Source organism: Pseudomonas sp. ICMP 8385 (assembly GCF_002699915.1).
Lineage (GTDB): Bacteria > Pseudomonadota > Gammaproteobacteria > Pseudomonadales > Pseudomonadaceae > Aquipseudomonas > Aquipseudomonas gessardii.
Genome location: NZ_LKBY01000056.1, coordinates 54,111 through 79,498, shown reverse-complemented (window position 1 = coordinate 79,498; position 25,388 = coordinate 54,111). Strand labels below are relative to the sequence as shown.

The 25,388-nt window shown below is 64.5% G+C and carries 10 protein-coding genes; 6 read left to right on the top strand and 4 right to left on the bottom strand.

Annotation, left to right across the window (positions count from 1 at the left end):
- Positions 1-325: 325 nt before the first annotated feature.
- Positions 326-1,534 carry a substrate-binding domain-containing protein gene (locus tag AO268_RS07160; protein ID WP_099168281.1) on the top strand — a complete coding sequence of 403 codons (1,209 nt, stop codon included), beginning with the start codon at positions 326-328 and terminating at the stop codon, positions 1,532-1,534.
- A 214-nt stretch (positions 1,535-1,748) separates the two neighbouring features.
- Positions 1,749-14,225, top strand: a complete 12,477-nt coding sequence (locus AO268_RS07155; RefSeq protein ID WP_099168280.1) for a filamentous hemagglutinin family protein — start codon at positions 1,749-1,751, stop codon at positions 14,223-14,225.
- A gap of 264 nt (positions 14,226-14,489) precedes the next feature.
- Here the strand turns inward: AO268_RS07155 and AO268_RS07150 are convergent, their stop codons facing one another.
- From AO268_RS07150 to AO268_RS07135, 4 genes are all read right to left on the bottom strand, one after another.
- Complete coding sequence (locus AO268_RS07150; protein WP_099168279.1) at positions 14,490-15,311, bottom strand: hypothetical protein; 822 nt, start codon at positions 15,309-15,311, stop codon at positions 14,490-14,492.
- Positions 15,308-16,909 (bottom strand): hypothetical protein, encoded by a 1,602-nt coding sequence (locus tag AO268_RS07145; RefSeq protein ID WP_099168278.1) that lies wholly within the window; start codon positions 16,907-16,909, stop codon positions 15,308-15,310. The genes AO268_RS07150 and AO268_RS07145 overlap by 4 nt, the downstream gene beginning before the upstream one ends.
- Positions 16,910-16,994: 85 nt before the next feature.
- Complete coding sequence (locus AO268_RS07140) at positions 16,995-18,740, bottom strand: hypothetical protein (RefSeq protein WP_099168277.1); 1,746 nt, start codon at positions 18,738-18,740, stop codon at positions 16,995-16,997.
- Positions 18,737-20,551 (bottom strand): tyrosinase family protein, encoded by a 1,815-nt coding sequence (locus AO268_RS07135; RefSeq protein ID WP_099168276.1) that lies wholly within the window; start codon positions 20,549-20,551, stop codon positions 18,737-18,739. Before AO268_RS07135 ends, AO268_RS07140 begins: the two co-directional genes overlap by 4 nt.
- Positions 20,552-20,710: 159 nt before the next feature.
- On the opposite strand from AO268_RS07135, the gene AO268_RS07130 reads away from it, so the two are divergent.
- From AO268_RS07130 to AO268_RS07115, 4 genes are all read left to right on the top strand, one after another.
- Positions 20,711-21,169 (top strand): Lrp/AsnC family transcriptional regulator, encoded by a 459-nt coding sequence (locus AO268_RS07130; RefSeq protein WP_099168275.1) that lies wholly within the window; start codon positions 20,711-20,713, stop codon positions 21,167-21,169.
- Between the two features lie 129 nt (positions 21,170-21,298).
- A complete protein-coding gene (locus AO268_RS33680) occupies positions 21,299-21,901 on the top strand; it encodes a transposase (protein WP_099168274.1) in 603 nt (200 codons plus the stop codon).
- Between the two features lie 62 nt (positions 21,902-21,963).
- Positions 21,964-23,553, top strand: a complete 1,590-nt coding sequence (locus AO268_RS07120; RefSeq protein WP_099168273.1) for a ShlB/FhaC/HecB family hemolysin secretion/activation protein — start codon at positions 21,964-21,966, stop codon at positions 23,551-23,553.
- A 25-nt stretch (positions 23,554-23,578) separates the two neighbouring features.
- Positions 23,579-25,378 (top strand): DUF2341 domain-containing protein, encoded by a 1,800-nt coding sequence (locus AO268_RS07115; protein ID WP_099168272.1) that lies wholly within the window; start codon positions 23,579-23,581, stop codon positions 25,376-25,378.
- Positions 25,379-25,388 lie beyond the last annotated feature (10 nt).

Sequence of the window (25,388 nt, the reverse complement as noted above, 5' to 3'; positions counted from 1 at the left end):
TCCTATCCAACCTCGGGTTCGTCATTGCGTCATCTTTGCACCCCCCGCGCACGGCTCGCCCGCCATCCCCGAAACACGCCCTGAAACCTCGCTGTCACTCACCCCGATAAAAGCCACAATCATTGCCAAAACACCCGAGAATCTTTTTAAAAATCAAGCTGTTCCTCCCGAGGTTTTTTCCCTTATCTGTCATCGGAAGCTGCGAACTTCGTGTCCATGGCCTCGCCCCGCAAGCCTGCTGGATCACGGCGTGTGAACCGAGTGCCATGGCGTCATGCAAGAGCCATCTACCTCAACGTATGAACACGACGAAAGGAGCTTCTTCATGTTTAAGCGCAACGTTTTCGCGGTATCCATGACCCTCGCGGCCCTCTGCTCGGCCCAGGCTGCATTCGCTGAAGTCAACGGCGGCGGCGCAACCCTGCCACAGCCGCTGTACCAGACGCCTGGTGTACTGACTGCCGGTTTTGCCGCCTATATCGGTGTTGGCAGCGGCAACGGCAAAGCGGCGTTCCTGGAAAACAAATACGACAAGCTCGTACCCGGCGTGACCAACAAGAACGTGCACTGGGCGGGCAGCGACTCCAAGCTCAGCCTGACTGAATTGTCCACCTACGCATCCGACAAGCAGCCTGGCTGGGGCAAGCTGATCCAGGTGCCGTCGGTGGCGACTTCGGTGGCCATTGCGTTCAACAAGGCTGGCGCTGGGCTCAACCTGAGCGTCGATCAACTGTGCGGTGTGTTCTCCGGTCGCTACAGCGATTGGAGCGAGGTCGTGGGTTCTGGCCGTACCGGTACGATCACTGTGGTCTACCGCAACGGCAACAGCGGTACCACCGAGCTGTTTACCCGCTTCTTGAACGCCAAGTGCAACGCGGCCCTGGAAGGCGGCACTTTTGCCGTGACCCAGGACTTCAAGAGCAGCTTCTCCGGGCCAGTGCGCGGCACCCGCATCAACCCGCTGCAACAAGCCAAGCCGGGCGGTGGTTTTTACGCTGACACCAGCGAAGGTGTGATGAGCACCCTCAACGCTGCTGACAGCCGCATCACCTACATGAGCCCGGATTACGCGGCGGCGACCTTGGCCGGCCTGGATGACGCGACCAAAGTCGCCAAAATTGCCGGTGTTTCGCCTGCGCCTGCCAACGTATCGGCAGCCATTGGGGTTATCCAGCCGCCGGCGCTCATCAACCGTGGCCAGCCGGGCGCCTGGGTGCCAACCTTCGCGGCTACCGCCAGCACGACCGACCCAAGCATCGTGGCTTACCCAACCACCGGCTACCCGATCCTGGGCTTCACTAACCTGATCTTCAGCCAGTGCTACGCCGACGCCGAGCAAACAACCCAAGTGCGTAACTTCTTCGCCCGCCACTACGGCGCGTTTGGCAATAACGACACCGCCATCACTGACAACCGCTTCGTGCCGTTGCCAGGCAACTGGAAGACCGCTGTCCGTGACACCTTCCTCACCGCCACCAATGAGCTGAGCATCGGCAAGTCGAACGTCTGCAACCAGATCGGTCGCCCGCTGTAACTCAAGCGTTCTTCGGTTAGCTGTACCCGATCAGCAATGGCCTGTGCCGTTGCTGATTTTTTATTTGCCCATGGCCCCCGCTGACACTCGGCAGCGGCTACCGGGGGGGCTGGGCGGCAGATGAATTTTTCATGACAGAAGTTCAGTCCCGCCCCTCGCCAACTGCCTACCTCTCATACGTGATGTGCGTCTCCATACAGAAGGATGATTCCAGATGGTCCGCTGCAAACCACCGGTTAACCTGAATGCCCGCGGCCCGAGCGGCCAGACTGTCTTGCGCCTCAAGCCACTGGCCCATGCCATTGCCTTGTTGCTGGTGGCCGGCAGTGCCCAGGGGGCCACAGCGTTCAGTTCCGGCTGGTTTGCGGCCAAGGGCGCGTCCCAGGCGGCCACGGCTGCGCGGCCGGGGGCGCCGGTGCCGGGGATGCCGCCGCCGTTGTCCCAGCAGGCGCGGGTCAACCAGCAGATGCAGCGCTCCCTGAGCACCCTCAACAACAGCGTCGCGGCGATTGCCGCCCAGCAGGCGGCCCAGGCGGCCGGGCGCCAGGCGGCGCTGGGGCAGGTCTCGACCATTCCCGATGGCCTGGGCAAGGGCGGCTTGCAGGTGGACAACAGCCTGACCCAGGGCTGGATCAACGCCAAAGGCCCGACCCAGAGCCAGGCCGGCGGCCAGACCACGGTGAACATCGAGCAGACCGCCGACAAGGCGATCCTCAACTGGGAGACCTTCAACGTCGGGCGCAACACCACCGTGGATTTCCAGCAGCAGGCCAACTGGGCCTTGCTCAACCGCGTCAACGACCCGAATGCGCGCCCCAGTGAGATCCAGGGCCAGATCAAGGGCGCCGGCACGGTGATGATCATCAACCGCAACGGCGTGGTGTTCAGCGGCAGCAGCCAGGTCAATGTTCGCAACCTGGTGGCGGCAGCGGCCAACATCAGCGATGAGCAGTTCACCCAGCGCGGGCTTTATGTGGATGCCAATGGCACCCAGCCGACGTTTACCGAGGCGGCGGGCAAGGTCGAAGTACAGCGTGGCGCCCTGATCCAGACGCACGCGGCGGCGACCTCCACCGACGCCGGTGGCTACGCCTTGCTCCTCGGCTCGGAAGTGGAAAACGCCGGGACCCTTATCACTGCCAAGGGCCAGACCACGCTGGCGGCCGGCGACAGTTTTTATATCCGCAAGGGCCTCGGCACCACCGGCAACGCACGCTCCACCACGCGCGGCAATGAAGTGGCCAGCAGCCTCAACGCCGGCAGCCGCGCCGGCACCGTGAGTAACAGCGGCCTGATCATGGCCGCTACCGGCGATATCACCCTGACCGGCCACACCGTGCGCCAGAACGGCGTGGCCCTGGCCAGCACCTCGGTGGATACCCGTGGCACCGTGCACCTGCTCAACTCGGCCAGCGACAGTACCGCCAGCGTCACCCTGGGGGAGGGCAGTACCACCGCGATCCTGCTCGACAGCAGCGGCGCCAGCGCCCTCAACAGCCAGCGCGACAATGGCCTGGTCAACCTCGACGGCCAGCCCGGCAACCTGATCGGCGGGCAGTTCAACAATTTGAGCAGCGTCGCCGACCGCACCGACCAGTCGCGTATCGAGATTGTCAGCGGTGGCAGTGTGGACTTCCAGAAAGGCTCGATCACCCTCGCCACCGGTGGCCAGGTGGCCGTCAGCGCGGGTCAGCGCAGCCTGCTGCGCGAGGGGGCGATGATCGATGTGTCGGGGGCCATCGGCGTCAAGGTGGCGATGGAGGCCAATAACATCAAGATCAACGTGCAGGGCAACGAGCAGCGCGATGCACCGGTCAACCGCGATAACGGGCAGTTGATCAACAATGATGTCTGGGTCGATCTGCGCGAGCTGGTGTTTGTCGCTGCCGGCACCAACGGCTATGCGACGGATCGCTGGTACACCGCTGGCGGCCTGCTGGAAGTCGGCGGTTATCTCGGCACCCAGGGCCACTCGGTGGGCGAGTGGATGGCCCAGGGCGGGACGGTGACGTTTACCGGCCGCGACGTGGTGACCCGGCAGGGCGCGCAGATCAACGTGTCGGGTGGCACCGTCGATGTGCAGGGTGGCTATATTCAGCAGAGCTGGCTCAAGGGCCCGGACGGGCGTTTGTATGAGCTGTCGAAAGCGCCGGGGGATATTCTCTACACCGGTTTCTATAAAGGGTTTGAGGACTCCAGCATGCGCTGGGGCCGTACAGATCACTACTACAACCCGTTGATCGCCCCGCAGCGCCGATACGAAGCGGGCTACAGCGTGGGCCGCGACGCCGGCAAACTGGTGGTCGGCACCTCCAGCGCGGTGCTCGAAGGGCAGTTGATCAGCGATGTGTTCCAGGGCGAGCGCCAGACCCAGGCGCCGAGTATCAACCTCGATGGCTACCAACAGTCACAGAAGGCCATGGCCCAGCGCGCGCAGTTGATCATTGGCCAGTACACGCCGGTGTTCAATAAAACCACCGGCACCTTGCGCCATGCCTTGACCCCGACCCTGGACCAGGTGTCGATCCAGGACAACCCACAAAAAATTGCCGAGGGCCTGGACCTTACCGGTGCATTGTCGCCCGCCCGCCAGGGCCAGTTGCTGCTCGACAGCGAGCAGCTCAATGGCTTCCAGCTGGGGGCGATCAAGGTCGGGGCCAGGCAGCAGATCAGCGTCGATGCCGGGCTCAAGGTCGCGGACGGTGGCGATATCACCCTGTTCGGGCCGAAGGTATCGATCAATGCCAATCTCACCGCCCATGGCGGCAGTATCAATGCCGGCAACGTGCTCAATCAGGTCAATCTGCAGAGCAGCAATGGCATCAGCGATGTGACGCTGCCGGGGCCTGGGCAGTTGGTGGTGGCCGCCGGGGTCCGGCTCGATGCGTCCGGGCGCTGGAATAACCTGGCGCTGGAGCCTGGCGACAGCAGCGGTGTGGCCTATGTGAAGGGTGGCAAGGTCTCGCTGCGCAGCAGCAATGAACTGAAACTGGCGGCTGGCAGCCTGGTGGATACCTCATCCGGGGCGACCCTCGGCCTGGATGGCAAGGCCAGTGGCGGCAAGGGTGGCGATGTCACGGTGAGTGCCCTGGGGGCGCTGGGCCTGGACGGCGATATTCGCGGCTACGGCATGAACGGCGGCGGCACCCTGGCGGTGCAGGCCCACAAGGTGCTGATCGGCCCCAGCGCCGCGCCGGCCGACACCCTGCAACTGGCCGGCGATTTCTTCAACAAGGGCTTCTCGGCCTACGACATCACCGGCAATGAAGGCTTGCTCGTCGCCGACGGGGCCAGGGTCGATGTGAACATGCCGGTCTATCGCCTCGGTGAGCAGGCCACGACGACACCGGGCGGCAGCGATCCAACCGCCGCGCTGGAGCGCTGGACGCCCGAGCTGTACCAGGAAGATGGGGCCAGGGGCGTGCTGACCCAGCGTCGTGGCGCCGGGCTGAACCTGACTGCCGGCCATCTGGAATCCACCGCCGCCCAATTGGCGAGCACCGCGCTCACCGTGGGCCGGGGCGCAGTGATCAACGTCGATCCCGGCCAGGCCATCAACCTGCGCAGCGTCGGCCAACTGACCCTCAATGGCACCCTGAACGCCTGGGGCGGCAGTGTCAGCCTGGGGGGCTTGAGCGTGCCGGTCTCGGAGAGTGTCAACGCCATTGGGCATGGCCGCTCGATCTGGGTCGGTGAGCAGGCGCTGATCGATGTGGCCGCACGCGCGGTGACCGCCGTGGACAGTCGCGGCAGTGTTTATGGCCAGGTGCGCAACGGCGGGCAGATCACCCTGGGGGGGGATGTGCATCCCACCACCGGTGTCGCGACCGCCAGCGACCTGTTTGTGGTGGTGCGCGAGGGCGCGCGGCTAGAGGCTTCGGGCAGCCAGGCGCGGCTGAATATCCCAGGCCAGGGGCCGACCCTGGTGGCGAGCAATGGCGGCGCTATCGCCTTTGCGTCCAATAACGGCCTGTACCTGGACGGCAGCTTTGTCGCCCAGGCCGGCGGCGCCGGGGCAGCGGGCGGGCGCCTGGCCGTGGTGCTGGAGGCGCCGGCCTATCTGCGCAACCTGGCAACCGAGAGGGTATTGCGCGCTCGCGAGCTGATTGTCAGCCAGACCCACCTGCCTGGCGAGGCGCCAACCACCGCCGATGGCCTGCTCTATGGCCATGGGCGGCTCGGTGTGGATCAGGTCACGGCTGGCGGCTTCGACAACCTGGCGCTGTTGAGCAACGGCAGGCTGAGTTTTGCCGGCGATATTTCACTGAATATGGGCCAGAGCCTGGCGTTGTACAGCATGGGCATGAACCTGGCCGAAGGCGCTGCCAACACCGCGCGGGTCAACCTGTCGGCGCCGCATGGGGTGCTCGCCGGCCTGCTCACACCGCCCCGCAGCATCATGGAAGGTTACGTCCTGCCCAGTGGCCTCTCGCTTTCGACGGAGCCTGGCCAGGGGGTCTTTACCTTCGACAGCGACCTGCTGGAGATCCGCGATGCGGTGAGCTTCTCCCTGAACCAGGGGTTTGACCGGGTCAACCTGCAAAGCCGTGGTGACCTGCGGTTTCTTGCCGGGCGCGATGGCGGCGCGACGACGACTGTCTTCAGCACGCTCCTGGAGTCGGGTGGTGATATGACGCTGCGCGCTGCGCGGATCTATCCCGGCAGTGGCGTGGCCGCGCGGGTCCTGGTCGGCCAGACCGGCGGTGCGATCAACCGTTTCACCTTCGACCCGACCCGCACCCTGGCCCTGGAAAAGGTCGGCGATGCCGGCGCAGTCGCCCCCGATGCCGTTTTCGGCCGCCTGCAACTGGGGGCGGCCACCATCCGCCAGGGCGGCGTGCTGCAGGCGCCGCTGGGGGTGATCGAGCTGGGCAACGTGGGCAGCACCCGTGTCGAGTTGCTGCCCGGCAGCCTGACTTCGGTCAGCGCCAAGGGCCTGGTGCTGCCCTACGGCGGCACGCTGGACGGGCAGGTCTACCGCTATAACGGCAAGCCCGTGACCTTTGTCGGTCAGGGCGGTGTGGTCAACAGCGATCTCTCGGTGGGGGTGGTCCTGGGCGGCAAGTCGGTGGCGGTGTTGCCCGAGGCCACCCTGGACCTGTCCGGCGGCGGCGATCTGCTGGGCGCCGGGTTTGTGGCCGGGCGTGGCGGCTCCACCGATGCGCGTTACAACCCGTTGGTACAGTTTGGCGTCAATGGCGGCTTCACCTTGCCAGGGCTGGCCAGCAACCCGGTGTACGCCATCGTGCCGGGCGCCCAGGCGGGCTATGCACCGGTGGCCGGCGAAGGCGGCGCGAGCACGCCGCTGGTGGGGCAACAGATCACCCTTGGCGCCGGAGTGCCAGGCCTGCCAGCCGGCACCTATACCTTGCTGCCGTCTACCTACGCCCTGATGCCGGGGGCATTCCGGGTCGAGATCAATGGCCAGGCCGGCACCGGCAGCGATGCCGGGGCCACCCCGATGCGCAACGGCTCGTGGTCTACCGCCGGGCGCCTGTCGATTATCCATACCGACCTCCACAACAGCCTCGCCAGCCAGGTGATCCTGACCTCGGCCGATACCTTGCGCCGTTACTCCCAATACAACGAAACCAGTTACGCCCAGTTCGCCGTGGCCGACGCCGCCCGGCTTGGCGTGCCACGGCCGATGCTGGCGATGGATGCCAAGACGCTCAAGTTGGCGCTGGAAGGCGGTGGTGGCCGTGACACGTTCGTGTTCAAGGGCGTTGGCCGTTTCGAGGCCGCCCCGGGAGGCTATGGCGGCACGGTGGCGGTGAACAACACCAATCCCAGCAGCAGCACACAGATTATCGATGCCCAGAGCCCCTTGATTGACGAGACATTCCGCGGCGTGACGGTGGATGCGCAAAGCCTCAACGCCATGGGGGCCAAGCGCCTGCTGGTGGGCGGGCTGTCCCAGGTGGTGTATGGGCAGGGCGGTAATAACGTCGGGTTCATTGAACTGGGGAACACGGTCATCCTGCGCAGCGGTGCGACCCTCGCGGCGCCGGAGGTGATCCTGGCCACGCGCAGCGGCGATATCGTGGTTGAACAAGGGGCCTCCATCAATACCCTCGGCCAGGGTAAGGCGGCCTATGATTCGCGCGACGGTTTTGTCTACAGCAGCGCGGCCAATACGCTGGTCGTGTCCAATGGCCTGCTCAATGTGCTGCCTTACCCTGAGGGCGCGGCCAAGGCGGGCGGCATTCAGATCGGCGTCTGCCCTACAGGCCAGTGTGCGGGGCAGACCTCGCTGTACTCCGAGGGCAGCATTGTCATTTCGACCACCCAGGCCCTGGAGCTGGACGAGCAGGTGCGCTACGGCACCCGTCACCTGGCACTGGCCTTGAGCAATATCAACGTCGGCAGTGCCCAGGCCCTGGCCGATGCCGCCGCGCGCAACGTATTGCCGGCTGGCCTGACCCTTAACCAGCAGGTCATCGATCGCCTGTTGCGTGGCGACACACAGTCCGGCGCGCCAGCCCTGGAAACCCTGCAGCTGTCCGCAGCCCAGGCCTTGAACTTCTACGGCACCACCACCCTGGACACCTACGACCCACAGACCGGCAAGTCGCGCCTGGACAATCTGTTGCTGTCCATGCCGGCGATCTACGGCTCCGGCGGCGCCAACGATGTGGCGAGCCTGCGCACCGCCAACCTTATCTGGCAGGGCGCCGAAGCCGCGCCCGGCGGCGTGATTGCCGGCGGCGCCGGCACCGGCAGCGGGCGCCTGGACATCCAGGCCGAGCGGATCGAATTGGGCTACGGCGCCTTTGCCCAGCCCAGCACCACCAAGAGCTTCGACCGCCTGGCATTGGGCTTTGCCAACGTCAACCTCAATGCCAGCGAGCGCATCACGGCCAACCACAAGGGCAGCCTGTCGGTGTACCAGCGCCTGGACGGTTATGACGCGGTCAAAGGCTTCCAGTACAGCGGTGCCAACCTGAATATCCTCACGCCGCTGATGACCGGCGAGGGCGGCTCGGTCAACCGCATCACCGCTGGTGGCGCGATTGATGTGGCGGCTGCGCCGGGCACACGCGGTACGGCCAACGGTTACGGCGCGCAATTGTCCTTGCAGGGCCAGAGCATCCGCCTGGCCAGTGCGGTGGTGCTACCCAGTGGCAAGGTCAGCCTCAATGCCCTGGGCGACGTGGTGCTGACGGACACCGCGCTGATCGATGTCGCCGGGCGCGCCATCACCTTCAACGATGTGACCCAATATGGCTGGGGCGGCGATGTGCTGCTCGACAGTCGCCATGGCAACGTGCAGCAAGGCGTGGGGTCGATCATCGACCTGTCCGCCAAACACAACCAGGCCGGCAAACTGCGGGCCGTCGCCGTGGATGCGACGGCGGGCGTGGTCGACTTGCAGGGTCAGGTCCTCGGTAGCAGCAGTGGTGACTATGATGCCGGCGGCACGCGGCTGCCGTACCTGGGCGGGACCCTGGAAATCCAGGCCCAGCGCCTGGGCGGCAGCGGCGGCCTGGACCAGCAGTTCGCCGCCCTCAACCAGCGCTTGAACGACGGCCAGATGTTCGGGGCCCGCAGCTTCCAGCTCAAGCAGGGCGACTTGACCATCGGCAATGGCCTCAAGGCTGGCAGCATCAGCGTCTCGCTGGACAACGGCAGCCTGCGGGTCAATGGCCTGGTGGATGCCAGTGGCGAGCGGGTCGGCAGTATCAACCTGGCGGGCAAGCACGGCCTGACCCTGGACAGCAGCGCCGTGCTCGATGCCCATGGCCGCGTCCTGCGGGTCGACAGCTACGGGAAGATCATCGACTCGCCCAACCGCGCCATGGTGGTGCTCGGCTCCGGCGACGGCCTGCTGACCCTGGGCGACGGCGTGCGTATCGACCTGCGCCACGGCACGTCGGCGATCAAGGGCCATGACGGGCGCTTGCGCGGCACCCTGGAGTTGAATGCGCCACGGTTGATCAACGCCGATGGCAGCAGCAATGACATCGCCATCGACGCCAGCGGGCGCCTGGCGATCCAGGGCGCCCGTTCGATCACTCTCAACGGCATGATCCGCTACGACGATGCCCCGGTAAAAACCGACCCGACCGCCAGTGGCCAGCCTTATCAGCAGATCACCCAGGGCTATTTGAATGACAAGCATGCCGCCAGCGTGGCGTTTATCAACGCCGCCTTGAAGAACGACGACCTGCGCTACAACAAACTGGCCGGCTTGAATAACGCCACCTATGCCGATGCCTTCCACCTGCGCCCGGGCGTGGAGATTGTCAGCAAGACCCCGGACGGCGACCTGGTGGTACAAGGTGACCTGGACCTGTCCGGCTTTCGCTACGCCAGCCTCAACCCGCGTAGCCAGCAGGTCGAAGGGGTCTACGGCTCCGGCGAGGCCGGCAGCCTGAGCCTGCGCGCCGGTGGCGACCTGAATATCTATGGCAGCATCAACGATGGCTTTGCCCCGCCGCCCGAAACCGTGGACGACAAGGGTTGGGTCTTGTTATCGGGGATCGACTTTACCGGTGGCGACACCGTGGTGCCGGGCCAGGGCGTGAGCCTGGCGCAGGGCACGGTTTACCCGGCGGGCGCGGTGTTGAACTACGACGTGCCGCTCACCGACATCGGCGTGGGCGCCGGCACCCGCTTGCCAGTGCGGGCGACCCTCAACCAGGAACTGGTGCTGCCTGCCGGTACGGTGCTGGCGGCGGCGGTACTCGACAGCGCCGGCACTGTGCTGTTTGCCGCCGGGACGATGCTGAGCCAGGCACAAACCCTGGCCAGTGGCACGCAGCTGGAGGCGGGCACCTTGCTCACCCAGAACACGCTATTGAAGGCCCTGACCTGGCCCCGGGGCGTGCCGTTGCCGCAGAACTTCCAGGCCGCCAACCCCACCCTCAATGGGGTGACCCTCGACCGCGACCTGCTGTTGCCCAAGGGCGCGCTGATTCCTGCCGGCACCCGCGTCAAGTTGCTTAACGATGCGCAGTCGATCCAACTGCGGCCAGAGGAATCCGGGCGCCAGGGCAAGCAATGGGCGATTGCGCCGATGCTGGGCGAAGGCTCGCAATCCTGGTCGCTGCGCCTGGTGGCCGGTGCCGATACCGAGGCGGCGGACAGTCGTCTGTTGCAACCCCATCCGCGCAGCGGCGACCTGCGCCTGGCCGACACTCACTACGGCATGTTCGCCAAGGAGCTGCCCTCCCAGGCGGTGCAGACCTGGACTGCCAAGGTGGTTATCGAGCTGGCGCTGGCCGGTGTCACGGTGGTCGAGGGCGACCCGGTCGACCAGGCCATCCTCGACAGTTTCGGCATGGGCACGATTGCCGAGTTCTGTGCGGCGACGCCTGATTTTTGCGCACCCAGGCTCTCTTTTGTCTGGACCGACTATGCGGTGGCCGACCTGGCGGGGCAGGGGGTGACCGTGGTGGCGGGGACGCCGATCACCGATGAGTTCCTTAAAAGCATCAGCTATCCGTCGGTGGGTGAGGTGTGTGCCGCACTCCCGGAGTATTGCCTGTCCCAGAGTGTCAGGGAGTATGCGGCTACGCCGTCGGCCAGCCGTTTCAGTGTGATCCGCACGGGCACCGGCGACCTGCAGTTGTTGAGTGGCGGCAACCTGAGCATGGACTCGTTGTACGGCGTCTATACCGCCGGTACGTCTTCTGCCGCCGCCGTCGAGGGCGACCCCTACAACCAGCCCAAGTCCCTGGGCCGGGGCAAGACCGTCCTCAACGAAGCCGGGAGTTTTTTTGAACAGTTCGTCAACGCCGACACCACCAGCCTGTACCGCGCCTGGTATCCGCAAGGGGGGGGGAACCTGAGCCTGAATGTCGGGGGCAGCCTGACGGGCAATATCGCCACCGCGCTGACCAGCGCCGTGGGACGCCCTAACCCGTTGGACCAGGGGACGGATTCGGCCAGCGTCGGTAACTGGCTATGGCGTCAAGGCAGCGGTGCTGTCGAGACCGGCGGGGCGCCGCAGCCAACGGCCTGGTGGATCAATTTCGGCAGCTATACCGCCACCGCCACCGCTGACCAACTAGTGGGCTTTACCGGCATCGGCACCCTGGGTGGCGGGGATGTGGATGTGCAGGTCGCCGGTGACGCCGGGATGCTGCGTGCCATGGCCGGCAATGTCATGTCGTCTACCACCAGCCCCCGCAGCCAGGGGCTGGTACTGGCCGTCGGTGGCACGGGGCGTGTGGCGGCCGATGGCAGCCTGCAGTTGACGGGCGGCGGTGACCTGCGGGTGCGTATCGGCGGGGTCTTGAACCCTGCCAGTCAGCTCTCTGCCAGCAGCCTGAACGGCACGCTGGTGAACCTGCGGGGCAATGCCCAGTTGCTGGGCGGCGCCATGGGGCAGGTCGAGTTGGGCTACGGTACTGACTATTACGCCCACAGCCCTGGGGAAACCCGCCCGTTCGACCCGTTGCAAGCCACCCGCGGCACGGCCGGCGGCGGCATGCTGCTGGTGCCGGGCGATGCGACATTCAGCCTGGCGACCCTGGGCGACCTGGTGGTGCAGAATGTGCTCGATCCGGGCCGGGTCCTGTTGCCAAACAGCTCATCCTTTGTGCGCGCAGGCGAGCACGGTCCCGGTAGCAGTTGGTTCTCGCTGTGGACCGAGGGCACCGCCATCGACCTGTTTTCAGCCGGCGGCAACCTGACGCCCAACACCGAGAACCGGGCTTCCGACCTGGCGATTGTGTACCCGTCGATCCTGCGCGCGACCGCCGCCAGTGGCAGCTTGTATTACGGCAAGGCGAGCGCTTTGGCGACGGAGGACGTCAACTACCGCAACCCGCTGTTGCTGGCGCCAGGGCCCAACGGCCAGTTGCAGTTCCTCGCCCAGGATTCGATCTATGCCGGCGGACTGTTCGTGACGCCGTCAGCCGCCGACCCCGCCACCATGGCCACGCCTTGGCGCCCGGCGTTTGTCGGCAGGATCGGCGAGAACCCCACCCCGGTGGCCAGCAACCTGTCCCCCAACGGCAACCCTGAAAACGCCAACCTGCTGCCATTGTTTGTGTTCGGCTCGGCCAGCGCATCGGGCGCAGCCTATGTCCCGGCGACCCCGGCGCGCTTCTATGCCTTGGCCGGGGATCTGCTGGGGGTCAGCAGTGGGCGGATCATCACCTTCAGCGGCGCGGTTGATGCGCTTCATTCGGGGCAGACCTGGTACGAGGGCGGTGGGCCGGTATGGATGATGGCGGGGCGGGATATCGTCAGCAGCGGCAGCCTTTTTGACTTGACGGCCAGCCCGGATGCGTCTCAATCCCGGGGCAACCTGTTTCTCCACAACAACCCGAATGACATCTCCATCGTGTCCGCCGGGCGCGACATCCTCTACAGCAACGTCCAGGTTGCCGGCCCCGGCACCCTGGAGCTGATGGCCGGGCGCAATATCCTCATGGAGGATCGGGTCAGCGTGACGAGTCTCGGTGCGTTGGTGCCGGGGGACAGCCGTCCGGGTGCAAGTATCGTCATGCAGGCCGGCGCAGGCCCTAACGGTCCGGATTACCGGCGCTTTGTCGAGGCCTACCTGAACCCCGAGAACCAGGTGCAGGCGGGTGAAGCCCTGACCCTGGGCGCTGGCAAGGTCGCCAAGAGCTACGAGAATGAACTGGCCGCCTGGCTGGCCGGGCGCTTCGGGTTTGTCGGTGACAGCGCACAGGCCCGGGCCTACTACGCGGCGCTGCCGGCCGAGCAACAGCGGGTGTTTGCCCGTGAGGTGTACTTCGCCGAACTCAAGGCCGCCGGCCGTGAGTACAACCAGGCCGGCGGCGTGCGCGAGGGCAGTTATGTAAGGGGCCGGGCGGCGATTGCCGGGTTGTTCCCGGACAAGGACGTGGCTGGCAATGCCATTGCCTACAAGGGCGATATCACCCTGTTTGGCGGTGCCGGGGTGCACACCAACTTTGGCGGCTCGATCCAGATGCTTACGCCAGGCGGCGGTCAGACCTTTGGCATCGAAGGCGCGGCACCGCCGTCCACTGCCGGTGTCATCACCCAGGGCGCCGGGGATATCCAGTTGTATTCCCTGGACAGCATCCTGCTGGGCCAGAGCCGGATCATGACTACCTTTGGTGGCTCGATCATGGGCTGGTCGGCGGCGGGCGACATCAACGCCGGGCGGGGTTCCAAGACCACCGTGGTCTATACCCCGCCACGGCGGGTGTATGACAACTGGGGCAATGTGAGCCTGTCACCGTCGGTGCCCAGTACCGGCGCGGGCATCGCCACCCTCAACCCGATCCCGGAAGTGCCGGCGGGGGATATCGACCTGATTGCACCGTTGGGCACCATCGATGCGGGCGAGGCGGGGATCCGCGTGTCGGGCAATATCAACATTGCCGCGCTGCGGGTGGTCAACGCGGCGAATATCCAGACCCAGGGCAAATCGTCCGGGGTGCCGGTGTCGGCGGCGGTCAACACCGGGGCCATGAGCTCGGCCAGCGCGGCGGGGGCGGCGGCGTCCCAGGCCGCCGAAGACGCGGCACGCAACCAGCAGGCCGCCGCGCGCCAGGGCCGGGCGTCGATCGTCACGGTTGAGGTATTGGGGTTTGGCAGCGAGCCGGTGCAACGTCGGGAGCAAGAGGCCCGCAGGACACCGGCGTATAACCCCGACAGCCCGGTGCAGGTGCTGGGGGCGGGGCCGTTGAGCGAACAGGCCAAGGCGCAGTTGACGGATGAGGAGCGGGGGCAGATCAGTTTGTAGGGACTTACCCGGATCAAACTGTGGGAGCCGACTTGTTTGGGAGCGGGCTTGGGTGAGGGCTAGCCCGCGATAGCGGTGGTTCAGCCGACATATTCGGTGACTGATACGCCGCCATCGCAGCGATGCGGCGATCCGACAAGCCAGCTCCCACATTTGCATTGCGGTGTGGCCAAAACCCTATGCCCGGCAAAGATCCCCTGTGGGAGCAGGCTTGTCGGGTCGCCGCATCGCCAGCAACCCCACAGGAGTAGACCTACGCTCCACTCAAGGCTGGCAAGGATCGGTCTTGTTCAACAGATTCCCCGTCGAATACCACACACGCTGCGCCGCCGGCCCCAGGTCCAGTGCCACCGGCGCATCCGCACGGCCTTCCAGCAGTGTCGGATACACCCCAGGCTTGAGCGGCGACTGGCAGACGATCGGCAACGACTGCACCGTGGTGAAGTTCAAATCCACCGTAGACACCAATTGCGCCGCCGAAAACGGTGCCGGCGGCCCAGGCAGGGTAATGATTTCCTGGAAGTCCGGGTCCTGGGCGATGTAGTGCGTCAAGTGCGCCTCATTGCCTCGGCCAAACAAGGTGTACACCAGCTGTTTGGGCCGGTCGATGCCCAGGTTGAACGGCCGGTAGATCACCACCGCCTCGACCGTCACCGGCACGTTGTCAAACAGCACCGGCCCCGGGGTGCCGCCGCCGTCATTGGAGTAGCCGTCAAAGATCGTCGCCTTGAACGCGGTCACTTCACCGGCCTTGAGCTGGGGCAGGGTGAAGGTGTCGTTATCGACGTTGATCAGGTTATACGGCTTGCTCGGGTTGGCCGCGCGCAGCGCCTGGTATTTGGCCATCACGTCGGCGGGCAGGCTGGCCTGCAGGACGATCTGATACCTGTGCTTTTCCGTGGTGAACATCGGCATATGCACCAGGAACAGGGTCTGCGAACCGACCATGAACATACCGTGGTTACCCGGCGCATCGGCATCGGCGCCGTTGTTCACCGCGTGCAGTTCATGGGCCGAATGGGCAAAGGCCTGGGGCGCAAGGAGTATCGACAGCGCGAGCAGCAGGGTGGCGAGGGAACGTTTCATGGTTGGCCGTCCTTGAGGGTTTCAAAGGCATGTACACGCTTGATCAGGCCTTTTTGCTGGGCCGAGTCGGCGTTGTTGAACAGGAACGAGAAGTCCGAAGCCAGGGTCGGGCTGCCGGCAATCGTCGCTTGCTGATGGCATTGATTGCAGCTCATGCCCTGGACGTAAGTCTCCAGGGTGGTGTTGGCCACCGGTACGTTGCTGTCGCTGATAAAGGCGCCATAGGACAGCGGCACCGTCGCTCCCGGCCCGGGCTCGACAGGGTACGGGGCGGTTGGTGAGGTGATCCACAGCACATTGACCAGCTTGTAGTACTGGAACACCGACTGGCCGTTGGTCTGTTGGGCGAAGCTGGCCTGTACCGCAGCGTTGAGGGCTTGCATGTCCGAAGGCAGAGGGTGTTCGCGGGTAGTCTGGACCGGTTGGTCGCGGGGATAGGGCTCGGTGCATTCCCGATCAGGGTGGTGCTGCTTGCACTGGATGCGGGCCACGTTCGGTGTGCATACGTCAGGGCCACCGGTGCAATTGGGGTTGTAGAAGGTGTAGCCGTCCGGCGGTGTCTGTTGCGCGGGCACCTGGTTCGGCTCCTGTACGTTGTCCACTTGCTCGAAGGTGGTCCAGATGAAGTTCGGTTCGCTCTGGGTCTTGTTGATGATATGCAGGCCCACCAGGCCCACCACTTGCTGGGTGCATTGCAGGGTGGCGGGGTTCTTGAGCCAGGCCAGGGTGGTCAGGTAGCGCCCGTAGAGCTGGGGCTTGCCGGTGAGGATGCGCCAGGCCGCCTTGAGTTCCAGGGCGCCCAGTTGTTCCTGGCGCAGTGGGTGGGTGGGCATCGAGCGCATCATCTCGCCGGCCGGCAGCGACAGGCCGGCCGGGTGCTGGCCATCGCTGTTTTGCGCGACGATCAGTTGATTGGCCGCATCGTACAGGCCGTTGTCGACGATGTAGTCAAACTCGGCCTTGCCCACCTTGCGTTCAAAATACACCAGGTTGCCGGTCTGGTCCGTCAGCCAGCCGCCGGCGGCTTCCATGATCGGGTCGGGAATCGACGCCAGGGTGCCGCTGGACAAGTGGAAGCGATGCTGGGCGTTGGTCGCGCTTTCCGAGGTGGCGTTCATGAATTTGCGCGCCCCCACCGACAGTGTCTGGAGGTTGTTCTGGTTGCTGCAATTGGACGGCACCAGGGTTTGCACCCCCCAGTCGCTGGGCTTGGGTGCGCCGGGCAGGAAAATATCATTGGCGTCTTTGTAGCTGGCCCATACCGGCGCCACGCTCATGGGTTTGCCGGCGGTGGTGGGGACGCCGAATTGCTCGACGGTGATGCTTCTGTCCGGCTCGCCCGCCAGGTTGGGATCGGCTGGCCAGCCGGGGTCCACCGGCCAGTTAAGGGCAATGAACAATTGCCAGCCAAAGCAATTCATAAAGCCCTGGCCGGTGGTACCGAAATTGTTGACCGGCAGAAACCCGCCGCTCTTGGGGTTGAACACCAGCTGCTGCTGGACACAGTTATCGGCCTCCGACGCTTGGGCCGATGGCAGGATAAACAGGGACAGCAGCGTGCCGACCAGCAGCAGATTACTCAAGCGATACCTGGACATCATCGCGCTCCTTGCAAGAAGGTGAAGCCTCTAGCCGTTCTGCAGGCGCCGGCAAGCCAGCGCCTACAGGGCATGGTGTTTGCCCTTAAGTGGAAGGCACCAGCGCCAGCCCGGACTCCCATGGATGGTCCGCCGCGCTGACGTTATCCGCCTCGCCCGGGTTGAGCGCGCGTACCGTCACCAGCCCCGGTGCAGCGTCCGCAGCAACGGTGATGGTCATGATGTAACACTGGGTGCCGCCCGCGTTGGTCTGGCCGGGAATGGCCGTGGCATCGGGCCAGAACTCCTCGATCTGCGCCGTCACCCCGGGGTTGCTGAACTGCACCCGTGCGGTGGCGGGGGTGGTCTTGAGGTCGGCGCCTTGGACCACCAGCGCGAACTGCCCGCTGCTGCCAGGGGCCAGCCAGGCCGGCAGGTCGGTGGGCGACAGGCCGTAGAACAGGTCCACCGGCAACAGCTGCACCGGCCAGGGTTGCAGGCCATTGACCCGGTCCTGCACGCAAGACGATTGCTGTTGCGCGGTGCTCGGCATGGTGGTGACACTCAGGCCCACCAGCAGTTGCTGGGCAATCACCCATACATAGTTCACGGCCTGGCCGTTGATGGTGATGTCATTGATCGAGAACCCCGCACTTTCCGGCACCTCGAACACCGCCTGCAGGATCTGGTCGGAGCCGTTGGCCGCCGATTTGGCGGTGCCGCGGGTAATCCGCCAGTACTGGCTTACATCCTGGCCTTGTGGGCCTTTCCAGGCATTGAAATTGGTCGGTTGTTGCAGGTACAGGGCGATAGGGTTGGTCAGGGAGATACGACTGGGTGGGTTCCCATCATTGGTCGCGCCATTGGCGGCAAAGCCGATATGCGGGTCGGAGTTGCGATAGTTCTGCCCATATTGCGCGCAGCAGATCAGGGCCTGAGGGGTCTGGCTGCTTTGCAGGGGCCGCATGATCGTGGCCGCCGCCGCCAGGTACACCTCGGCGCTGAGGGTGTTGGGGCCGGAGGTCAGGTGCATTGCGCCGCCGAACTGCCCGGGGGTACAGGCGGTGCCGGCGTTCCATTTGTTGACGGTGTCGTAGGCCGGCAGGCCCGTGGTCGGGTCAATCACGACGTCACCGGGGTTACCGGTCTTGCATTTGCTGGTGTAGCGCAGGTACAGGTCTTCCAGTTGTACGGCCGGGTCGATGTAGTCGCGGTACAGCCCCAGCACGGCATTCGGATCGATGCGCCACATGGCCAGGAAATACGCCGGGTTTTCGCTGGTGAACGTGATCTTGCGCATGTGGCCATTGGTATCGCGCACAATCGACCACTCGCAGTATTCGTCCAGCCAGCCCCGTGGCCCCGAGGGCGAGAAGTCCTTGTATTTGCCGTTCCAGTCGATAGTCGGGCAACGGGTCACCGGCAGTTGCAGCAGGGTGCCTTTCTTGTCCGGGTCGTACAGGGTGTAGAGGGTGTTGTTGATGGTGATCTGGCCGTTGTCGGTCAGCTCCATGACCTGTTGCAGGGTCATGGCCTTGCCACCCAGTTGCGGAACCACCGCCTTGCCGCTGTCGTAGAAAAAGGTCCACAGCCGGTTGGGAAAGGGTTGCCAGGTAATCGCTGGCAGGGTGGTGTCGCCATAGCCCTCGACCAGCGGGTTGTAATAGGCCGAGCGCGGCGCGTCGTTCAGGCCCGACCACGGGTTGCCGATGATCGCAGCTTCGGTCCAGCCGGTGATGTCGTTGTTCCAATCGGTTTCAAATTGCGGCAACTGGTTTTCCAGACCCAGCTTGTTGTAGTCCTTTGGCGCTTGCCCAGCGGGGGACGTGAATTGCTTGAAGGGCGTGCTCATGTCAGATCTCCATGGGGGGTAGAAACGGAGCAGCAACCGGCACTCGGGGGAGGGTCGGCAACGGTCTGGCGTGGGTCGTCCCACACCAGTTGGGCGATAAAGCCAGGCAGCGGCGCGTACTCTTGCGGCGCCAATACCCGGGCACTATCGAGATGGGTGACCAGCAGGCTCAACTGCACGGCATCCGTGGGGCCCAGGTGCAACGCCGTGGCACTGCGCGCGGCATTCAGCGCACGGCACACGCCCTGGGTGATGCAACGGCCCTTGTCGTCTACCAGGCCCATGCCGATGCGGCTGAAGCGCCCGACGTAGTGCGGGTTATCAGCGCTGGCCTGCTGGGGGGTGGCGTCGGGTTGGTTGAGGAACACATCGATCAGGTAGGTGTCGTGGGTGCAGCGCACATGGTCGAACACTACCCACGGGCCGCTGGCCTGGGCCTGCTCCTGGGCCGGTGCGGCACTGTGCGGGCAGCACGCGTTCGCGCTGGCGCGCCGTGCACCGAACGGCGGCGCCACCGGGGTGGCGTAGTCGTAGCCGATATGCCGGCTGTCCTGGGCCATATCGCCCAAAGTGGTATAGCGCCAGGCATCGGCACTGGTGAACGTGACCGTCTCGGCCTGGCTGCCGGCAAACGGCTGGAGCAGGCACTGGGTGGTGTACTGCGCCGCCGGGTTGGCGCGGATCCAGATCTCCAGCACACGGTCGATATTGGCGTGATAGGAGCAGAACACCGGGTCAAACGCGGTGTAGGCGTTGTCGGCCATATCGCCGCCGATCCAGCCGTGATAGTTGTCGTGGGGCTGCTCGTACAGGCCATCGAAATTCAGCGTACGGTTGGGGTACAGCGCGTCCTGTTGCGGCGGATCGAACACCGTGATGTTGGCCCAGGGATACCCCGGCACGCCCTGGGGCTGGCTGAAGGTCTTGAACGTCAAGGCATCCACCACCTGCTGCTGGAAAATCCGGCTCATGCCATACAGCTGGGTGCGCTTGGCACGTTGTTCGTCGCCCTGGGTGTAGAACAGCGGGTTGCGTTGCACAAACCGGCAGTCCACACCTTCGACATTGCCCGCTGCACAGACCTTCGAGCGACCATCCTTGGCCGCCGCATACCGCAACGGGTTGCGCCGCACTTCGCCGTTGTGCGGGTGCACGTAGGTTTCATCGAGGAAGGCCTGGGGCAGGCCGGCCTGGGGGCTGCCATCGACACTGGCGTCTTCGGCCATCCAGTCCCAATACGGGATTGGGCAGTCGATCAACGCCTCCAGGTACAGCAGGTAAGCGCGATGCCACAGGGCAAAGGCCTCCTGGTAATGCAGGCACCAGTTGGTGTGGATATAGGCATAGCGCTGCCACGGCGAGCCACTGTCCGGGTTGCCGATCTGCATCACGTCGTCGAGCCGTGCGCGGTACAGGTCCAGTTGTTCCTGGCTCAAGGCGCGGATGTCTTGGCGTACGCGCTTGACCGGGTGCGGCAGGTCCGGTGGTGGAATGCGCTCGGCGATATCGAACGGCGAAAAGCTGTTCAGGCGCCAGCCTTGGTTGACCCACAAACGCAAGGTTTCCAGGGCATCGATGGGCCAGAACTGCCGGTCATCCAGGGTCAGCGGCATGTTGCGCGAGGCCAGGTGCTGGTAGATGGTTTCGGACCAGGTCTTGACCGAATCGGGGTCTTCCAGGAACACGTCGTAGGCATTCATGCACCGCACCCACGAACCTGCGACCGTGGCGCGGTCGGCGGGCGGTATCCAGTAAGGCGCGGTGAAAAGCCCTTGGATATCAGCGGTCCATGTCGGTTTCGCGACTATCATAAGATCCCTCTCATGCGCCCCCATGCTGGATCTTGCGGGGCTGCTAAGCTGGAATTGATAGTAACGGGCCACTGCGCAGGATTTGTGCAAATTGGCCCCCTGTTACGGCGGATTCATTGCAGTTTTCTCAAGGAAGAAGTGGAAATAATGACAGACGCCATGGATTTGAAAATTCTCGGCAAATTGCAGAAGGATTGCACCCAGAGCCTGGACTTGCTCAGCGACAGCGTGGGGCTGTCCTCGACCAGTTGCTACCGGCGCATCCGGCGCCTGGAGAGCGCGGGGATCATCAAGGCCAAAGTGGCGGTGCTGGATGAGAAAAAGCTGGGGATCCAGGTCACGGCATTCTTTTTGATCAAGCTCGACAAGGACAGCAACGACATTGATCGCAAGATGCAGCACATCCTGGTCAACCACCCGGAGATACAGGACTGCTACCTGATGACCGGGGAGTTTGATTTTGTGATGGTGGCCAAGTTTCGCGATGCCACGGAGTACACCGAGTATATCTATCGGTTCCTGGACACTTACCGCGATATTCCGATCCGCACCTATTCGTCGACGCTGGTGGTGCGCACGGTGAAGAAGTCTTATGAACTGCCGTTGCAGGAGGTGTAGCGCCTGACAATCCAGCCTGGCGAATGAAGCTTTTGTGACAAAAGTTCGGTAGTCCTCCCGTGCCCCCGTCTTGCCTATGTAACGCGTTCAAGCGCGCGACACAGGCCAGGAGTGGGGCGGATGGGAACTATGGAACGCTACTCGAAAGTAGGCATGCAGGAGCTCGACCAGCGCCTGTCAAAGATTGTCGAGGCCGCGCGCAAGAAGCCGGTCTCGGTGTATCGCTATGGCGCGCCCTGGGTCTGGATCGTGTCCCAGGACGACTGGCAGGGCGCCTTGAAAGAAGTGTCCAGCTATATACCTGCCGGCCATTCCCTGGTGTTGCTACGCCCGCAGATCGACGAGGTGCTCGACCAGCACCGCGACCTGTTGCAGGCCCTGAGTGCCGAGCCCGGCATGCTGATCGCCCCGCGCACGGTGTTGCAGATCCTGCTGCTGCAACTGCTCTATTCGGTGCCCAGCGAACAGCAACTGCATGAACAGCTCAACTACAACCTGCTGTTCCGCTGGTTCGTCGGCCTCGACCTGACCCAACGGGTGTGGGGCATCCATGTGCTGCAACGGGATATCGCCACGCTCCTGGGCAACCCACGGGCGGTGCAATTGATCCAGAAAATCATCGGTGAAGTGTTCTGTGGCGCCTTGCTGCACATGCCGGAGTTCTCCTTGAACTTCGCGCTGATGCACACCTGGCTGGCACGGCATGCCCATACCTCGACATCCAGCAATTGAGTCGGCCGAACGCGGTGCCAACAACCGTGAAGGCCAATCATTCGACTAATCCAGGGGGCGGTGTGACGCATCTGTTCAAATCAACGTTGGCGCTGTGCTGGCTGACACTGGCGCTGCCCGTGTCAGCCGATGAGCCAGGTGGCGCGTCCGAGGCCGCGGTGCGGCGGGTGGACGTCAATGAGTACTTCGTGCGCGGCAACACCGTGCTCGATGCCCGGGCCATCGAGGAGGCGGTGTACCCGTTCCTGGGCCCGCAAAAGACCCTGACCGATATCGAAGGTGCCCGTGACGCTTTGCAGAAGATCTACCAGGCGCGTGGTTATCAGTCGGTGTTTGTCGAATTGCCCGAGCAGAAGGTCGATGACGGCATCGTCTACCTGCAAGTCAGCGAGACCAAGGTCGGCCGAGTGCGGGTGGTGGGGGCCAAGCACTATTCGCCGGTAGAGATCCGCGAAGAAGTTTCGGCGCTGAAGGAAGGGGCGGTGCCGGATTTTGCCACGGTGCAGGCCCAGCTCGCCGGCCTCAATCGCGGCGCCGGGCGCCAGGTCACACCGCTGGTGCGCGAGGGCCAGCGCCCCGGCACCATGGATGTGGACCTGCAAGTCGAAGACCAGAACCCCTGGCACGCCAGCCTCGGCCTGAACAACGACTACAGCGCCGACACCGAGAAGCTGCGCAGCGTCGCGACCCTGGGCTACGACAACCTCTGGCAACTGGGCCACAGCGTGTCCCTGACCTATTTCACCGCGCCCCAGGACAGCGCAAACGCCAAGGTCTGGTCGGGCTCCTACAGCGCGCCGCTCAACGAGCGTTGGACGCTGCAGTTTTCCGGTTACCAGTCCGACAGCAATATTGCCACCATCGGCGGCAGCAACGTGCTGGGCAAGGGTCACTCCTACGGTGTGGCGGCGATCTACAACCTGCCGGCCAGTGGCGCCTGGGCCAACTCACTGTCGGTGGGCGTGGACTTCAAGGACTTCGAGGAGCAGATGCAGTTCGGCGCCAGTCGCGACCAGATCCCGCTCAAATACGCGCCACTGACCTTCGGTTACAACGGCTACCGCTACACCGAACAGGCGCAACTGGGCCTGGGCCTGAACCTGGTGGTGGGCACCCGTGCGTTTTTTGGCTACGGCAGCGACGCCGAAGAATTCCAATACAAGCGCGACAAGGCCAGCCCCAGCTTTGCCGTGCTCAAGGGCGACCTCAATTACACCTACACCTTCACCGGCGACTGGCAATCGGCGACCAAGACTGCGTTCCAACTGGCCTCTGGCCCGCTGGTCTCCAACGAGCAGTATTCGGCCGGTGGCGCCACGTCGATCCGTGGCTACCTGGCCGCCGAGCGCACCGGGGATGAAGGCTACTTGCTGTCCCAGGAACTGCGCACGCCGTCCCTGGCCAAGTTCCTCGGCAGCTATGTGCAGGAGTGGCGCTTCTATGCCTTCGCCGAAGGCGCACGCCTGCGCCTGCAAGACCCGCTGCCCGAGCAGGAAGACGAATACAGCCTGGCCAGCGTCGGCCTCGGCACCCGCGCCAGTTTGAGCAAGTGGCTGTCCGGCAGCCTGGATTGGGGCTACCCGCTGCTCGATGGACCGAACACCCAGAAACAGGACTCGCGACTGCACTTCAGTGTGCAGGCGACTTTCTGACCCTTTTTCCCGGAGAACCCTTCACATGCAACGCCTATTCCTGAGCCTGTTGATCTGCCTGGGCTTCGCGCTCCCGGCCACCGCCCATGCCTGGTGGCAGGACGACTGGCACTACCGCAAGCAGATTTCGGTGGACACCACCCCCCAAGGCGCCGCGATCAATCAGGCGCTGGGCCGTACCGCCTTGCTGGTGCGCCTGCACACCGGCAACTTCACCTTTGACGGGGTCAAGGAAGACGGGGCCGACCTGCGCTTTGTCAGCGCCGACGACAAGACTGTGTTCAATCACCAGATCGAGAGTTTCGACCCGCTGATGGGCATGGCGTTGATCTGGGTCGATGTGCCCAAGGTCGAAGGCGGCCAGCGCCAGGACCTGTGGATGTACTACGGCAACGACAAGGCCCCGGCGACCGGCAACGGCCAACTGACGTTCGATCCGAGCTACACCGCGCTCTACCATTTCGATGGCGCCAACGGCACGCCGGCCCGTGACACCACGGCCTATGGCAACACTGCGCTGAACGCCACCGGGGCGAGTGTCGACGGTGTGATCGGGCGGGCCTTGCAGTTCAGCGGCCAGCCGTTGTTGTTGCCAGCCAGCCCGTCGCTGCAACACACCGCCAGCGGCGCCTTTACCTTCAGCGCCTGGCTGCGCCTGGACCAGGCCGGTGGCGAGCAAGTGGTGCTGGCCCGGCGCGAAGGCAGCGCCAGCCTGTTGCTGGGCTTGAACCAGGGCACGCCGTTTGTCGAAATCGACGGCCAGCGCGCAGTCTCGAGCCAGCCGCTGAACCCCGGCCAATGGCAACACCTGGCGTTCACCGCCGCCGGCAATAGCGTGACCCTGTATGTCAACGGCCACGAAACCGCGACCCTGGCGTTGGCGATGCCTGCATTCAACTCGCAACTGGCCATCGGCGCCGACCTGCCGGACGCCACCAGCGGCCTGCTGCCCTTTGCCGGGGCACTGGACGAGTTGCGCCTGTCCAAGGTCGCCCGCCCGGCGGGGGTGTTGTTGGCCGATGCCAGTGCCCAGGGGTCGGAGTCGAAACTGCTGGCCTATGGCGTGGACGAGGAACAGTCGGGCTTTGGGTTCGGCAGCCTGGGCTTTTTGCTCAAGGCCGTGCCCATCGATGCCTGGGTGATCATCCTGGTGCTAGTGGCGATGATGGTCCAGTCGTGGGTCATCATGATTCGCAAGAACCGCATGGTCAGCCGGGTCAGCAGTGCCAACGAGATCTTCCGCGAGCAATTCGCGCAGATCGGCACCCGCCTGGAGATGTACTACGACGACCAGGTCCTGGCCGAGCGCCTCAGCCACTCCTCGCTATGGCGCCTGTACCGTGTCGCGGTCCAGGAAATCCGCACCCGCCGCGCCCAGGGCGCCGACACCAGCTCGGTCTCGGCGGCCACCATCGAAGCCATCCGCTGTTCCATGGACGGCGTGCGCACCCGGGAAAACCAGCAGCTCAGCGCCAAACTCTCGACCCTGTCCAACGCCATTGCCGGCGGCCCGTACATCGGCCTGCTCGGCACCGTGTTGGGGATCATGGTGGTGTTCCTCGGCACGGCCATGGCCGGCGACGTCAACATCAATGCGATCGCCCCGGGCATGGCCGCCGCCTTGCTGGCCACCGCCATGGGCCTGTTCGTCGCGATCCCCGCACTGTTTGGCTACAACCGCCTGATTACCCGCAACAAGGAAGTCAGTGCCGATATGCGCGTGTTCGTCGATGAGTTCATCACTCGCCTGGCCGAGATGCACGGCGAGAGCCAGTCCAGCGAGGCCGCGCATCGGCGCGTCCAGCCCGCCCACGTACCGGCCTGAGGAGAACCCG

Bases quoted from the DNA above. Each gene is read 5' to 3' on its own strand.
- AO268_RS07115 (WP_099168272.1), top strand. From the start codon at position 23,579: ATGCAACGCCTATTCCTGAGCCTGTTGATCTGCCTGGGCTTCGCGCTC.
- AO268_RS07150 (WP_099168279.1), bottom strand. From the start codon at position 15,311: ATGAAACGTTCCCTCGCCACCCTGCTGCTCGCGCTGTCGATACTCCTT.
- AO268_RS07135 (WP_099168276.1), bottom strand. From the start codon at position 20,551: ATGATAGTCGCGAAACCGACATGGACCGCTGATATCCAAGGGCTTTTC.
- AO268_RS07145 (WP_099168278.1), bottom strand. From the start codon at position 16,909: ATGTCCAGGTATCGCTTGAGTAATCTGCTGCTGGTCGGCACGCTGCTG.
- AO268_RS07160 (WP_099168281.1), top strand. From the start codon at position 326: ATGTTTAAGCGCAACGTTTTCGCGGTATCCATGACCCTCGCGGCCCTC.
- AO268_RS33680 (WP_099168274.1), top strand. From the start codon at position 21,299: ATGGAACGCTACTCGAAAGTAGGCATGCAGGAGCTCGACCAGCGCCTG.
- AO268_RS07130 (WP_099168275.1), top strand. From the start codon at position 20,711: ATGGATTTGAAAATTCTCGGCAAATTGCAGAAGGATTGCACCCAGAGC.
- AO268_RS07155 (WP_099168280.1), top strand. From the start codon at position 1,749: ATGGTCCGCTGCAAACCACCGGTTAACCTGAATGCCCGCGGCCCGAGC.
- AO268_RS07140 (WP_099168277.1), bottom strand. From the start codon at position 18,740: ATGAGCACGCCCTTCAAGCAATTCACGTCCCCCGCTGGGCAAGCGCCA.